At 67.6% G+C, this 14,453-nt stretch carries 11 protein-coding genes and 1 pseudogene; 7 read left to right on the plus strand and 5 right to left on the minus strand.

Annotation, left to right across the window (positions count from 1 at the left end; translation table 11 throughout):
* Positions 1–21: 21 nt before the first annotated feature.
* The gene (locus ABQE89_RS25650; RefSeq protein ID WP_448421929.1) at positions 22–4,677 is read right to left on the minus strand and encodes a cadherin-like domain-containing protein; all 4,656 of its coding nucleotides are present in this window, start codon (positions 4,675–4,677) and stop codon (positions 22–24) included.
* Positions 4,678–5,463: 786 nt separating this feature from the next.
* Here ABQE89_RS25650 and ABQE89_RS25655 point away from each other — a divergent pair.
* The 5 genes from ABQE89_RS25655 (at position 5,464) to ABQE89_RS25675 (ending at position 9,309) form a co-directional block, all read left to right on the plus strand.
* Positions 5,464–5,811, plus strand: coding sequence for an STAS domain-containing protein (locus ABQE89_RS25655; RefSeq protein WP_448421931.1), 348 nt, complete (start codon positions 5,464–5,466; stop codon positions 5,809–5,811).
* Between the two features lie 32 nt (positions 5,812–5,843).
* Entirely contained in the window at positions 5,844–6,305 is a 462-nt protein-coding gene (locus ABQE89_RS25660; RefSeq protein ID WP_448421933.1) for an ATP-binding protein, read from the plus strand.
* An 89-nt stretch (positions 6,306–6,394) separates the two neighbouring features.
* Positions 6,395–7,402 carry a peptidoglycan-binding protein gene (locus tag ABQE89_RS25665; protein ID WP_448421935.1) on the plus strand — a complete coding sequence of 336 codons (1,008 nt, stop codon included), beginning with the start codon at positions 6,395–6,397 and terminating at the stop codon, positions 7,400–7,402.
* Positions 7,403–7,835: 433 nt separating this feature from the next.
* Positions 7,836–8,906, plus strand: coding sequence for an MmpL3/TtfA transport complex stabilizer (locus tag ABQE89_RS25670; protein WP_448421937.1), 1,071 nt, complete (start codon positions 7,836–7,838; stop codon positions 8,904–8,906).
* Positions 8,907–9,015: 109 nt separating this feature from the next.
* Entirely contained in the window at positions 9,016–9,309 is a 294-nt protein-coding gene (locus ABQE89_RS25675) for a hypothetical protein (protein WP_448421939.1), read from the plus strand.
* A gap of 10 nt (positions 9,310–9,319) precedes the next feature.
* On the opposite strand, the gene ABQE89_RS25680 is transcribed toward ABQE89_RS25675, so the two are convergent.
* The 3 genes and pseudogenes from ABQE89_RS25680 to ABQE89_RS25690 all read right to left on the minus strand — a co-directional run bounded on the left by ABQE89_RS25680 (position 9,320) and on the right by ABQE89_RS25690 (position 11,350).
* The gene (locus ABQE89_RS25680; RefSeq protein WP_448421941.1) at positions 9,320–9,616 is read right to left on the minus strand and encodes a hypothetical protein; all 297 of its coding nucleotides are present in this window, start codon (positions 9,614–9,616) and stop codon (positions 9,320–9,322) included.
* Between the two features lie 29 nt (positions 9,617–9,645).
* Positions 9,646–9,825 (minus strand): annotated as a pseudogene (locus ABQE89_RS25685) (thiolase C-terminal domain-containing protein); the annotation flags it as partial.
* A gap of 4 nt (positions 9,826–9,829) precedes the next feature.
* Positions 9,830–11,350, minus strand: a complete 1,521-nt coding sequence (locus ABQE89_RS25690) for a serine/threonine-protein kinase (RefSeq protein ID WP_448421943.1) — start codon at positions 11,348–11,350, stop codon at positions 9,830–9,832.
* 118 nt (positions 11,351–11,468) lie between these two features.
* Here ABQE89_RS25690 and ABQE89_RS25695 point away from each other — a divergent pair, with 118 nt between their 5' ends.
* Both ABQE89_RS25695 and ABQE89_RS25700 read left to right on the plus strand, forming a co-directional pair.
* Entirely contained in the window at positions 11,469–12,518 is a 1,050-nt protein-coding gene (locus ABQE89_RS25695) for an NAD(P)H-dependent amine dehydrogenase family protein (RefSeq protein WP_448421945.1), read from the plus strand.
* A gap of 22 nt (positions 12,519–12,540) precedes the next feature.
* Positions 12,541–13,407 carry a patatin-like phospholipase family protein gene (locus ABQE89_RS25700; RefSeq protein ID WP_448421947.1) on the plus strand — a complete coding sequence of 289 codons (867 nt, stop codon included), beginning with the start codon at positions 12,541–12,543 and terminating at the stop codon, positions 13,405–13,407.
* Here ABQE89_RS25700 and ABQE89_RS25705 read toward each other — a convergent pair whose 3' ends face one another.
* Positions 13,408–14,391 (minus strand): patatin-like phospholipase family protein, encoded by a 984-nt coding sequence (locus ABQE89_RS25705; RefSeq protein WP_448421949.1) that lies wholly within the window; start codon positions 14,389–14,391, stop codon positions 13,408–13,410.
* Between the last annotated feature and the right edge of the window lie 62 nt (positions 14,392–14,453).

The raw sequence follows: 14,453 nt of genomic DNA on the forward strand, positions 1-14,453 counted from the left end.
GAACAGCGTAGCGGCGCTTTGCTACAGCGCCACATCTGACTCCAGCGGCTCGTACTTGAGCCAGTCGACGATCATCTGCGCCGGGAAGGTGGTGGTCTCATCAGGGGGACCGCCCATCCCGCCGATGGCGATGTTCATGATCACGTACATCGAGCGATCGTTGTACGTCCACGGCACACCGGGCGGCAGATCGTCCGGGGTCCACACCGCGGTGATCTGGTCGTCGATGCCGACGGTGATCTTGTCGGGCTCCCACTTGAGCCAGAACTCGTGGAACTCGTCGTCGTCGATGTCGACCGCCGCCGGTGCGGTCACCCCGTAGTTGCCCGGGCCGTGCAACCCCGAACCGGAGTAGGTCGGACTGTTCACGATCTCGAAGATGTCGATCTCGCCGTTGTCCGGCCAGCCGACGGTGTCGACGTCCGAGCCCAACATCCAGAAGGCGGGGTGAATACCCTGAGCGACAGGGAATTTGATCCGCGCCGTCAGCGTGCCATAGGTGAACTCGAACTTGTCCTGGGTGGTCAGGTACGCGCTGGTGTAGTTGTAGAGCGGAATCCCCATGTACGTGTACGGCTCGTTGTACGCCGTGATCACCAGATTGCCCTCGCCGTCCAGCGACGCGTTGCGCGGATCCGTCGTGTTCATCTGGAGCTTGCCGGCGCCACCGCCGCTGAGCAGGAAGCTGAACATGTCCGGATTGGCCAGCGAGCCCGCGGGACCGTTGAAGTCCTCGAACATCGCCCCGGTGTTCGGATTCTCGGTGACCGGGGGCGGGTTGAGGTGGGTCAACGACACGGTGCGGATGGTGATGCCCACCGAGTTGCTGACGTAGAGGTGCTGGCCGTCGGCGCTGACCGCGACTTGGCCCAGAGTGCCCGTCTCGGCCTGGATCGTGCCGGTCACCTTGGTGTTGGTCGTCGTGTCGATCACCGCCACCGTGTGGTTGGCGCTGTTGACGTAGGCCACGCTGCCGTCCGGGCTCAGCACGATGCCGTTGGGCGAGGGGCCTACCGCGATGGTCGCGACCGTCGCCGCGGTCGTGGTGTCGATCACCGACACGGTTCCGCTTCCGGTGTTGGTGACGTACAACGTGTTTCCGTCGGAGCTGAGCGCCAATCCCTGCGGCGACGAGCCGACGGTCCACGTCGCGACGACGTCGTTGGTGGCCGCATCGATCACCGAAACGGTGCCGCTGTTCTTGTTCGCGACGTACACCTGGGCGCCGTCGGTGACCACCGCGGTGGGAGCGCTGCCCACCGTGATCGTCGCCACGGTCGCGCCGGTTGCGGTGTTGAACACCGTGACCTTGTTGGAGGTGTTGCTCGTGACGTAGAGGCGGGTGCCGTCGCCGTTGAGCGCCAGCCCGAACGGGGAGGCCACCGCAACCTGGGAAATGGCTGTGCCCTCTGCGGTGTCGAAGACCGAGACCGTGCCGCTGCCGTTGTTCGCGACGTACAACCGGGTGCCGTCGGGGCTGACGACCAGCCGCTGCGGCCGGGTCTGGGTCGCGATCGTGCCCAGCACCTGGCCCGTGTCGGTGTCGATCACCGCGACGCCGTTGCTTCCGGCGTTGGCCACGTACAGACGGTTGCCGTGGACGGCCATGCCCTGCGGCCCGAACCCGACGAACTTGTTGGAGGCGTCGGTGAGCAATGAGCCCGCATAGATCTCGACCGTGACGGGGGCGGTGGCGTTCAACTCGCCGTCGTTGACCGCGATGGTGAAGCTGTCGTAGTCGGGTGCCAGTGTCGAGCCGGCCAGCAGCCGGGCCAGCACCGACGGGGTATAGGTGAAGGTAAAGGTGCCCGGAGCGGTCATCGCCGCCTCCGACACCGTGCCGTTGGCCGGCATACCCACGATCATGCCGAAGTCCTCCGCCGGCGAGTCCACGTCGGTGACGGTGACCGTGTAGGTGATCGCCCCGGTCTCCGGGTCGGGCTCGCTCGAGGTCACCGATTCGATGACCGGAGCGTCGTTGACGGCGGTGACGGTGATGGTGACGGTGGCTTCGTTGCTGGTCTCGAAGCCGTCGCTGACGGTGAACTTGATGGTGTCGGTGCCGCTGTAGTCGGCGTCCGGGGTGTAGGTGTAGGTGCCGGTGGCGGGATCGAAGTCGGAGATCGTGCCGTTGGTCGGGGGTTTGGTGATCTCGTAGGTGAGCGTCGGCCCGTCGACGTCGGTGCCGGGCAGGGTGCGCGTGAACGGGGTGTCTTCGTCGATGGTGATGCTGTCGTCGGCGGCCACCGGCGCGTCGTTGACGGGGTTGACGGTGATGGTGACGGTGGCTTCGTTGCTGGTGAGGCCCCCGGCGGTGACGGTGTACCTGATGGTGTCGGTGCCGTAGTAGTCGGTGGCCGGAGTGTAGGTGTAGGTGCCGGTGGCGGGATCGAAGTCGGAGATCGTGCCGTTGGCCGGCGGCACGGTGATCTCGTAGGTGAGGGTCTGCCCGTCGGCGCCGCTGCCGGGCAGGGTGCGGGTGACGGGGACCTCTTCGTCGGTGCTGAAGCTGTCGCCGCCGGCCACCGGTGCGGTGACGCCCGGGGTGACGGTGATGGTGACGGTGGCGCTGTCGGTGCCGCCGTTGCCGTCGGAGATGGTGTAGGTGAAGGTGTCGATGCCGTCGTAGCCGGTGTTGGGGGTGTAGCTGAGCGCGCCGTTGGCGGAGACGGTGACGGTGCCGTTGGCCGGTTGGGTATGGCTGATGACGGTCAGGGTGTCACCGTCGACGTCGGTGTCGCCGGCCAGCACGCCGTTGGAGGCGGACACCAGCAGCGACGTACCCCCTCTGACGGTGTAGGAGTCGTCTCGTGCGACCGGGGCGTCGTTGACCGGGGTGACGGTGATGGTGACGGTGGCGCTGTCGGTGCCGCCGTTGCCGTCGGAGATGGTGTAGCTGAAGGTGTCGGTGCCGTGGTAGTCGGCGTCGGGGGTGTAGGTCAGTGCACCGTTGGCGGACACGGTGACGGTGCCGTTGGCCGGCTGGGTGTGTCCGGTGACGGTCAGGGTGTCGCCGTCGACGTCGGTGTCGCCGGCCAGCACGCCGCCTGCGGCGGGCACGTTGAGCGTGGTGTCCTCGGCGACGGTGTAGGAGTCGTCTCTGGCGACGGGGGCGTCGTTGACCGGGGTGACGGTGATGGTGACGGTGGCGCTGTCGGTGCCGCCGTTGCCGTCGGAGATGGTGTAGGAGAAAGTGTCGGTGCCGTGGAAGTCGGCATCAGGGGTGTAGCTCAGCGCGCCGTTGGAGGACACGATGACGGTGCCGTTGGCCGGCTGGGTGTGTCCGGTGACGACCAGGGTGTCGCCGTCGACGTCGGTGTCGCCGGCCAGCACGCCGCTGGCGGCGGGCACGTTGAGCGTGGTGTCCTCGGCCACGGTGTAGGAGTCGTTTCGTGCGACGGGGGCGTCGTTGACCGGGGTGACGGTGATGGTGACGGTGCCGACGTCGTAGCCGCCCCGCCCGTCGGTGACGGTGTAGGTGAAGGTGTCGGTGCCGTGGTAGTCGGCGTCGGGGGTGTAGGTCAGTGCGCCGTTGGCGGAGACGGAGACGGTGCCGTTCGCCGGGGCCGTGTAGCTGTGCACACGCAGCTTGTTGCGATTGGCGTCGGTATCGCCGGTCAGCAGCCCGTTGCCGGCGGACACCTTCAGCGTGGTGTCCTCGGCCACGGTGTAGGAGTCGTCGTCGGCGACCGGCGGGGTGTTGCCCGCGACGGGACGCTCCCCGGGCACCGGGCCCACCACAGGTTCGGCGGTCAGAACTGGCTGCGGCAGCGTACCCGGGAGCAGACCGGCCAGGACGTCCTGGAACGACCGGCGGACCCAGGCCAGCAGACCCCAGGCGAGCGGGGACTGAGCCGGCGGGCTGGTGGGGGAAGGCGCCAATCCCACCAGCGACAGCAGGCCCGAGAACAGCCGGAACACCTGCGCCACCGGCGACGGATTGGCGGGCGGCGCCACCACGGCGTTGAGCGTCATCGGCATCGTTTCCGGGTCGAGCGAGCCGACCTCGGCCGAACCGTCGCCCCCGGCAGCCGCGAGGTCGCTGGCGAACGTGGTCATCGCGGTGAACTCGGTGGTCGCCAGGTCGGGGTCGCCGTCGCTGTCGCCGAGCTTTTGATCGTCCTTGACGTCTGCCGCGGATCCGTTGGACGTCACCGGCGCGTCGACGACATCGCCGGTGTCGGAGCCGTTGGTCTCGCCCCCGGCTGGTTCGCCCGCGACCCCGTCGTCGACGTCATCGACCAGAGGCGGCTCGTCGACCGCACCGTTCGCGTTCGCGTCTTGTTCACCGGCGGGCTGATCGTCGAGGCCCTCGCCGATCTCGCCTATGTCGTCGATCTCGTCGGTGGCGTCGATGTCGTCGTCGATTCCGATCTCGCCGATGTCGGCGTCGTCGATATCGCCATCGCCATCGCCATCGCCGCCGATGTCGGTGCCCGTACCGAGGCCGGACTCGGCGGCAACGTCTGAATCATTCGGAGCCGTTTCGACCGTCAGGTTGCCGGTCGTCGTCAGCGGATTGGTCTGGGTATCCGTTGTCGATGTGTCAGAAGAGGACTCGCTCGTCGACTCGGATGCCTGCGCAACGGGCAACCCAGGCGCCGTCCCGAAGCTGAGCCCGACGCCCAGTGCGACAGCTAACCCGCCAACCCGTCCGATGTACTTCGCGTATCGCACTTGAGTCCCCTGTCGCCGAACTGAACCGAGCCTGGGGTGCACAGTGCCCTGCAACCCCAATGTTGCATAAGTACCGTTATCTTTACCATATCGTTAATTTGGTGCCAAATGCCGTTAGCAAACTCAGTATCGGACACGTCGCAACGCTGCGCCGTGGCTGACCACTCCCTATCGCCTGGTAATTGCCGATTTGCCCGCTGCCTTTGGCAATTCAGGGACAGTCCAGCAAACTCCAGCTGGAGCTGCTCTGAGCCAGTATTGCCCGCACTCAGTCCTTCGGCGGAGGGTCGACGGAAGGCGGCGCGCCGGCCTCCCCGCCGCGGCGGCTCGAGGCTCCGCTGCCGGAGGCCGGCGGGCGGGCCAACATTCAGCAAATATCAAAACCATCGCCGGATGTTGTGATCCACGTCTCTTTGCAGGTACAAACACTGATAAATCCCGTAAGGATTAGCTGGTCGATGACTCGGCTATGTGTCGCCGGGCAAGCCGGGGCGGCAGGAAGCCGATGGTGACGGCCGCACATTCGTGTCGAAGGGTCGCGCTCCCGCTGCCGCCCAGTTGGCCCGTGTCGTGCTCCGGCGGATTGCGGCTAGGCGTCGCGCAGCGTTTGTGGCAAATGGCCCACGACCTCAGCGGACGTGGGTCGGCGCCCTGGCCGGCCAACTGCCTTGCCGGTGCCCGGCGGTGCGCTCGCCTCCAGAACTCGCTACCCTGTTGGCCGGGTTCAGACTGCAGCCTCATGATGAAGTTAGCGACCGCAATCGGTCACCGGACAAGAGGTGAGGCTTGGAAGACCAACTTTGTTCCGAGAATTGGGTGGGCCGTGTCGCGGTGGTCGCCGCCTCCGGTGACCTCGACATGCTCACAGCGCCTCAGCTCAGGGACGCCGTCCAGTCCGCATTGGGCAAGGAGCCGTCGGCGTTGATCGTCGACCTGACTCAGGTGAACTTCCTGGGGTCCGCAGGCATGCAGATCCTGATGGAGGCCCACAACCAGACCGACGGCAGCCAGACGCGGTTCGCCGTGGTCGCCGACGGTGCGGCCACCAGCAGGCCGCTGAAGATCACCGGCATCACCGACCTGATCGACCTGTACGCCACCCTCGACGTCGCGCTGGAGAACTTCGCGGAGTGACGGGCGGGCCAACGGGGTATCCCCTTGGCATCATGAGGACCGACCCGACTCCCGCGGATGCGCCGGATTCCGATCTGTCGCGCGCCGACACCGCCGACGCGCATACCGTGGCTCGATTCCGCAACGACCTCTCGCAATGGCTGCGGACACACGTCGCGCTCGACGGGGTGCGGCTCAACGACGTGTTGTTGGCCGTCAACGAGGCGCTGACCAATGTCGCTGAATTCGCCTACAAGGGCCATCGTGGCCCGGTGGAAATGTATGCCCGCCACGTCGCCGCCGACCGCACATTGTCGGTGGATGTCTGCGATCACGGCAGGTGGCGGCACGTGGACCCGACGACGCAGTCCAACACCCGCGGTCGTGGCATTCCGCTGATGCGTGCGCTCGCCGACCGCACCACGATCTCGCAGCGACCGACGGGCACCCGGGTGCAATTGCAGTTCGACCACTGCGCACCCGTCGGCGTCAGCCGCTGCTCGTCGTACGCTTGAGGTTGCCTGAAAATCTTGGCCAACAATGGTTTCCGCGCGCCTGCGGCGGGCTACCGTGAACTCGGCTGCTTCGAGCGAGGGGGTTCGCGATGGCGGTGGTGTTGGCGCCCGGCGACGACAACGATCTGGTCCGGCTGCTGCAGGCCCGGCTGAACCGTGACTATCCGCTGTACTCCGACCTCGTCGTCGACGGCGTCTACGGGCCTGCCACCACCGCCGTCGTCGAAGAATTTCAGCGACGATCCGGCCTGCCCGTCGACGGCGTGGCCGGGCCCTCGACGCTGGACCGACTGGGCCTGAGGTTCGATCAGCCCGCTCCGCTGCCGACGGATCTGCCGTTCTTCTACACGGCTGCGGGAACGTGGGGCACGCCGTTTCAGGGTCCACCCTTCGATGTGGGGTTTCGGCTGGAGCAGACCGGGGTCGTGCGCAACCAGCCGGTCGGTTATCCCGCGCTGGGTTTCCTCAATCCCGACCCGTTCACCAGCTACAACGAGTCGGTGGCCCTTGGCGTGGCCGAACTCGCGCGACTGATCCTGATGAACGCGGGAAAGTTTTATCTGTGCGGCTACAGTCAGGGTGCCGAAGTGGTGGTCCGCACTATGCGGCTGATGTTGCCGGGCCAGCCGCTGGTCCATCGTGCGGGCGATCTCGTCAAGGCGATCACCTTCGGTAGCCCTTGTCGTCCGCCGGGGGTCACTCTGCTCGGGAACAACCCGCGAGGCGCGGGCATCTCGGGAATCTATACCCCCGATGAGTTCCGGTCGCGCACATACGATTTCGTTATCGACGGGGATATGTACGCCACGACCACCGATGACACCCTGCTGCATCTGGCCTATCAGGTCCTCACCGCGATGGAACTCGATCTCCCGTTCGCTTTCAAGATCATCACGCTGATCCAGACCAACGAATTCCTCGCGCTTCTCGACGTCGCCGGCACGCCGCAGAACTTCGCCAGAGCGGTCAGAACCGCGATCGTGGTCAGCGAGTTCCTGGCCAACAACCCGCACATTCACTACCACGACTGGGTGCTGTTCGACGGCGCCACCGGCGTGGGCCGTGCCGTCGAGATCGTCGCCGCCGACCGCATGTGATCGAAGTAACAATGAACTGTTGACCGCGACTGGGTCACCGAGGCAGCACGTCGCGTCGAGATGGCGAGGCGGCCCTGGGCGTGTGTCGCGGTGTGATTTACCGCTCACTTTCGGCGCAAGCCTAAGAATCCGTGGTTGCTCTCCGACAACCGGCGATGACGCGGCCGCTCGCGCCGCACCTCGCGTCGACGCACTTCAGGACGTCGAAATCCGGCCGAAAACCGTTGCTGCGCTTCGATGGCCCGGCCGTGACCGCGAGCTTTCTAAGTGATGGCTGAGAGGTTGCCGCACCGCCACCGGATATCAGCGTTGCGCCGGAACAGAGCATCACTTTTCCTCGTTAGACTCGACAGGAAGCGCGCCCTATTCAGAGGCGCAAGACTTGGAATCTAGAGCCGGTGCACGCCAAACCGGCGGAGGTACCGAAACACAAATGGCTGATTTCCCGCTGCCCCATGGCGCCCATCACGGTGCCGTTCCGCCTGTGTCGAACGACCCGGACGCCGGCATCACCGCACTTGGAAACGCCGCCGTCGGGCGCGGCCCGATCGGCGATCTGGCCGCCGTCGGCGGCGGGCAGGTGGTGGTGAGCAACCACGCCGACGACACCGTCTCGTTTCTCTCCTTCCTCGATGGTGGCCGCCCGACGGTCGACGGCACCGTCGCCGTCGGCGGGGAGCCGTTCGCGGTCGCCGTCGCCGACGACCGCGTCTATGTGAGCACCTCGACATGGAGCCGTGACGAGGTGACGGTGGTCGACGCGATCAGCCGCAGCGTCATCGGCTCGTACTCGTTGGCCCACAGCGTGACCGCGCTCGCCGCCAGCCCCGACGGCAAGCGCGTCTTCGCCGGGCGCACCGGCGACAGCTACGCGGACGTCGCTGTCATCGACGTCACCGCCGAGCGCGTCGGCACCATCGACGTCGCCACCGGCGCGGGTGTCGGCATCGACGCCCTCGAGGTGGACCCCGCCGGCAAGAAGCTTTACGTCGCGACCACCGATGCGCGCGGCAGTGCGCTGGTCACGGTGAACATCGAGACCGCACGTGTGGAGCGCGCAGTGCAGATGGGCGCGCCGATCCGGGGTCTCGCGCTCGGTGACGGCACCGCATGCGTCCTGACGTCCGACCTGGTCGACGGCGGGGCGGTGCACGTCGTCGACCTGTCCACGGGCCGGGTCGCCAACACCGTCGACCTGGGCATCGGCGCTCCCACCCAGCTCGTCATGAGCCTCGACAAGACCCGCGCCTTCGTCGTCGACTACGACCGCGTGATCGTGCTGTGCACGCTGACCCTCGAGATCGTCGACACCATCACCACCGACACCCGGCCCTCGGCCGTCGCCGTCGATCCCGACGGCGCTCGGCTGTACATGTCCGACTACACCGGCGGCGTCACGGCCTTCTCGGTGACCTCGGCGATGCCGCTGCTGTACTCGCAGTTCGTCGCCACCGATCCGATCGTGGTGCCCGAGCCCGCCGAACTGCAGGCCGTGCACGCCTGAGATTTTCTCCAATTGCGTTGAACCCTCCTCGCGGGTGACCCGTTGAACCGCGTGAAGGCCACGGTGGTCTTCACGACAAGGTTCACGACGGGAAGGGAGGCGGGGCGCCATGCGTGCAACGCTGTTGATACTGGTTGGAATTGCCGCTGCTGCGTGCGGAGCTATCGTCGCGCCCGCAGCCGTCGCATCGGCCGCCGAGTCGGCGGCGCTGACCATCGCCACGCTCGAGGCGCAGGGCTTCGATGTGAAGGTCAGCAAGATCGGGAATGCGCCGCTGGACGAGTGCGTCGTCACCGACATCAGGAATGCGCGCGAGCGCACCGAATTGGTCCGCCGCGGTGACGATTTGGTCCAGGTGGTCGCTCAGCGAACCATCAGTGTGACCGCCGACTGCACACGATGACGTGCGGCTCTCAGCGAGTGCAGTCCAGCGATACCGAAATCGGTTGGCTGATCGTCACCGGGAACAGCACGCCGTCGCCGTTGCCGCCGAGTAGCGGCATCAGCTGGGTGAACTGTTGCGGGTTACGCACATTGGTCACCACGCACTCCGAGATCGGTGCGGTGCCGATCTTGTCGATGGTGACGTTGTAACCCTCGCTGCGCAGCTTGGAGATGACTTCCTCGGCTGACCTCCGGTCATCGGCCGTCGCGGCCCCGGCGGGTATCACGGCCACCGCGCACAGGCCGGCAGCGAGCGCAACGGTCATCCGTTTCCTCAGCATGAGTCCATCATCCCTCATCGGCGTTCGGCGCGCTGGTAAGCCGTCACCACGGCCGCGCCGCCAAGCCCGATGTTGTGCTGCAGCGCGGCGGTGACGTCGTTGACCTGGCGTTTGTCGGCCGTGCCGCGCAGTTGCCAGGTCAACTCGGCGCACTGCGCCAGGCCGGTGGCGCCCAACGGGTGACCCTTGGAGATTTCGTCAGCCGAATTCCAACCACCAGCTGTGCAGGCCTTCGAGGTTGGTGCCCTGCGCGTCGCCGAGCAACAGGTCGGCGTTCTTCGTCCAGGTGACGTCCTGGCGGTCGTTGAAGACCCCGCAGGCGATGCGGCCCTCGACCTTGTCGGGGGTATCGGTGTAATGCCACGTCGTCGGCGAATCGACGCCGCTGCCCGGGCACTGTGTCAGCGTCGAGTTGGCCGCCGCCGACTGGTCGAAGGCCCCGTCCAGCGCCTGCTGGTCGGCGAACAGCGAGTACCTCGCGGACTGTGGGCCGCCGCCGCGCGAGGCCGGACCGCAGTCGACGGTGGCCAGCGCCCCGCTCGCCGGTGGATGCGCTGGCTTGCACACCCCGTCGGCGTACCCGCGCGGCAGCAGCGCCATGAGCCTGCTGTCGAACCGGGCGGGGGTGGTGTCCGGGGTGCTCCGCCGCGGTGTCGGCGCGGCGGTTCGGGTGCTGGTCGCCGACCCGCTCGAGGACACCCCGTCGTCGCGTTTGACCACGAAGAACGCCCCGAGCGCGCCCAGCGCCAACACGAACACCGCGGCCGCGGCGACCAGCGCGGTCCACGGAAAACCGGGGGGTTTGGGCGGCGGCGGTGGCATCCACATCGGGGCCGGTGGCGCGCTGCGTTCCAGGATCGTCGCGGCCCGGTCCTGATCGCGGTGTGTCAGCGCGGCGTGCGCGGCCAGCGCGAGGTCGCCCGCGCTGGTGTAGCGGTCCTGCGGGTCCTTGGCCATGCCGCGGGCGATGACGTCGTCGAATGCCGCGGGGATGCCCGGATGCTGCGCGCTGGGCCGCGGCGGCGGTTGCATCAGGTGCGCGGTGATCACGACGCTGACGCTGTCGCCGGGGAACGGCTGCGACCCGGTCAGGCATTCGTAGAGCACGCAGGCGAGCGCGTAGATGTCGGCGCGGTAGGTCACCTCGTCTTTGGTGAACCGCTCCGGAGCCATGTAGGCGTAGGTCCCGACGGCGGTGCCGAGGTCGGTGAGCTTCTCGTCGGTGGCGGCGTTGGCGATGCCGAAGTCGACCAGGTAGGCGAAATCGTCGCCGGTGATGATGATGTTCTCCGGCTTGACGTCGCGGTGCGTGACGCCGCTTTGGTGGGCCGCGTCGAGGGCCGATGCGATCTGCCGCACGATGGCCACCGCCCGCGCGGGCGTCAGCGGGCCGTCCTGCTTGACCATCTTGCGCAGATCGGTGCCCTCGATCATCCGCATGTCGACGAAGAGCAGGCCGTCGATTTCGCCGTAGTCGTGGATCGGCACCACGTGAGGCTCCTGTAACCGGCCAGCCGAATGCGCTTCTCGCTGTAGCCTTTTGCGGAACACCGGGTCGTGCGACGCGGACTCCGGCAACAGTTTCAGCGCGACGGTGCGGTCCTTGACGGTGTCTTCGGCCTCGTACACCTCGCCCATGCCGCCCCTGCCGAGCAGCCGCCAAAGCCGATATGGGCCGATCTGGGTGCCCACGCGTCCTTCCCCGCCGGTGTCGCTCATCGAATGCTCCTCGGCCCGTGTGCCCCTCCCGCGCGAGCAGTCGCGGATTCGCACGATTGTGCGCCGGTTTGCGCGATTCCGTGCCTGTTCTCGCAGGGAAGTGGTGTAGACCGGACTCATGGGTCTGCGGGTGGTGCAGTGGGCAACCGGCGGGGTCGGCGTCGCGGCGATCAAGGGCGTGCTGGAACATCCCGATCTCGAACTCGCCGGGTGTTGGGTGCACTCGGCGGACAAGGCGGGCAAAGACGTCGGGGAGATCGTCGGCGTCGGTCGGCTCGGTGTCACGGCGACCAACAGCGTGGAAGAGATCCTGGCCCTGGACGCCGATGCGGTCATCTACTCGCCACTGCTGCCCGATGCCGACGACGTCGCCGCGCTGCTGAGGTCCGGTAAGAACGTCGTGACCCCGGTCGGCTGGATCTATCCGAGCGAGCGGCAGGCGGCCCCACTGCGGGAGGCGGCGACCGCGGGAAACGCTACGCTGCACGGCACCGGCATCGCGCCCGGCGGGATCAGCGAGAAGTTCCCGCTGCTGTTCTCCGCGTTCTCCACGGGAGTGACCTTCGTTCGCGCCGAGGAGTTCTCGGATCTGCGCACGTACGAGGCCCCGAACGTGGTACGCCACGTGATGGGCTTCGGCGAGGTGCCGGACAAGGCGCTCAGCGGTCCGATGCAGAAGCTTCTCGACGGAGGATTCATCCAGGCCGTGCGGATGATCGTCGACAAGGTCGGCTTCAAGGCCGACCCCGAAGTCCGCTCGCGGCAGGAGATCGCGGTGGCGACGGACCCGATCGAGTCGCCGATCGGCGTCATCGAACCCGGACAGGTCGCGGGCCGAAAGTTTCACTGGGAGGCGGTCGTCGGCGAAAAGACGGTCGTGCGGGTGACGGTGAACTGGTTGATGGGGGAGCAGAACCTGGATCCCGCCTGGACGTTCGGGCCGGAAGGTCAGCGCTACGAGATGGAGATCCGCGGCAACCCCGACGTCTCCATCGCGGTCAAGGGATTTCAGTCCGAGATCGGCGGCGAGGGTCCGGAGTACGGCATCGTCGGCACTGCCGCGCACTGCGTGAACTCGGTGCCCGCCGTCTGCGCGGCCGCGCCCGGAATTGCCACCTACCTCGACCTGCCACTGCTCAGCGGCAGGGCCGCACCGCATCTGGCCTGACGCGTTTGGCACACTCGCAGCCGTGACGAAACGAGCGCTGGTGCTCGCCGGCGGCGGGCTGGCCGGAATCGCGTGGGAAACCGGCATTCTGCTGGGTATCGCCGACGAGTCGCCCGCGACCGCGGCGTCGCTGCGGAATTGCGACGTGCTGGTCGGGACGTCGGCGGGCTCGGCGGTGGCGGCCCAACTCGGCAGCGAGGTGAGCCTGGCGGACTTGTTCGAGCGGCAGACGTCGTCGTCGACCGCCGAACTCGACCCCGGCGCCGGCATCGACGACATCACCGAACTGTTCATGACCGCGATGAGCCGACCCGGTTCGAAAGAGCAGAAACTGCAACGCATCGCCGCGGTCGCGCTGTCGACCGAGACCGTGTCCGAGCCCGTGCGCCGGGAGGTGATCGCACAGCGGCTGCCGTCACACCGGTGGCCGGATCGGGACTTGCGGATCTCTGCGATCGACGCCGCCACCGGTGAACTGGTCGGCTTCGACCGGTCCTCGGGTGTCGACCTCGTCGACGCGGTGGCCGCCAGTTGCGCGGTCCCGGGTGTGTGGCCACCGGTCACGATCGGCGGCCGCCGCTACATCGACGGCGGCGTGGGCAGCACGGTCAACCTCGTGCTGGCCGCCGACTGCGACTCGCTCGTCGCGCTGATTCCGCAGGGCCGCAACACCCCGTCGCCGTTTCGCAGCGCCGCCGAGGAGATCGCCGCGCTCGGGGACAACGCGTTCGGGATCTTCGCCGACGAGGACTCGCTGGCCGCCTTCGGAACCAACCCGCTCGACCCCGCCTGCCGGCGGCCGTCGGCGCAAGCGGGCCGCGCGCAGGGCAGACGTGTCGCCGCCGGGGTGGCCGAATTCCTGGCCGGCCGTTCGGGCCGAACCGGCTGATCAGCCCGGTGTGGCGGTCGTTTCGCCGTCGTCGGGCGGGTCGAGACCGTCGAGCGCCGCGGCGGCCAACGTGTGGCCGATCTCGATGACCTCTGCCGCGCGGTGGAACTCGAGGCTTCGGCACGCCGACCGCGGCACCTCGATCAGCAGATCGGGCGGATAGCCGGCCAGCACGTGGCGGGCCAGCGCCGCCTGCGCGATGTCGATGGTGCGGTTCATCACCTCGAAACTGCCAAGCCGGGGTACCGACGCCTCCTTCGAAGAGTCGACCAGTTCGTCGTCGCTGGACCCGTGCTCGTCACCGCCGTCGGCACCCGAGCCGAACCGGCCCAGCACGGCGTTGGTGTCGAACAACGCCGCGGTGCTGCGCCACATCTTGGCCAGCCGCTCGGCGCGCGGTTCGGAGTCGACGGGTTGTTCGCGGCCGCCGGATTCGCTGCCCGCCAACGACACTGCGATCGTCACGTCGGCGTTGACGGCCGCGATCGGCGCCATGGGCAGCGGATCCAGAATGCCGCCGTCGGCGAGCAGGCGCCCGTCGAGCACATGCGGGGCGATCACGCCGGGAATCGCGATCGACGCCCGGATCGCGGCGTCGACCGGCCCGCGCTGTAACCACACCGACTTGCCCGCGATCAGGTCCGTGGTCACCGCGGTATAGGGGATCGGCAGCTCCTCGATTCGGACTTCACCGAGGATGTCGCGCACGGCGTCGAGGATCTTGGCCGCCCGCAGCACCCCCGCCGCGGTGATCGAGGGGTCCAGCAGCCGCAGCACCGCCCCTTGGGTCAGCGACCTCGCCCACTGGGCGAACTCGTCGAGCTTGCCTGCCGCGTGCAGCCCGCCCACCAGCGCGCCCATCGACGAGCCCGCGACGCCGACGATGTCGAAACCGCGGGCCCGCAGTTCCTCGATGACGCCGATGTGGGCGTATCCACGGGCCCCTCCGCTGCCGAGCGCGAGGGCGACTCGCTTACCGGCCATACCGCCATTGTGGCGCGTGTCGGTGCGGGTTTCTCACACCCGTGATTTAAATGCGTCCCGGC

The sequence above is a fragment of the Mycolicibacterium sp. XJ1819 genome (genome assembly GCF_053483675.1).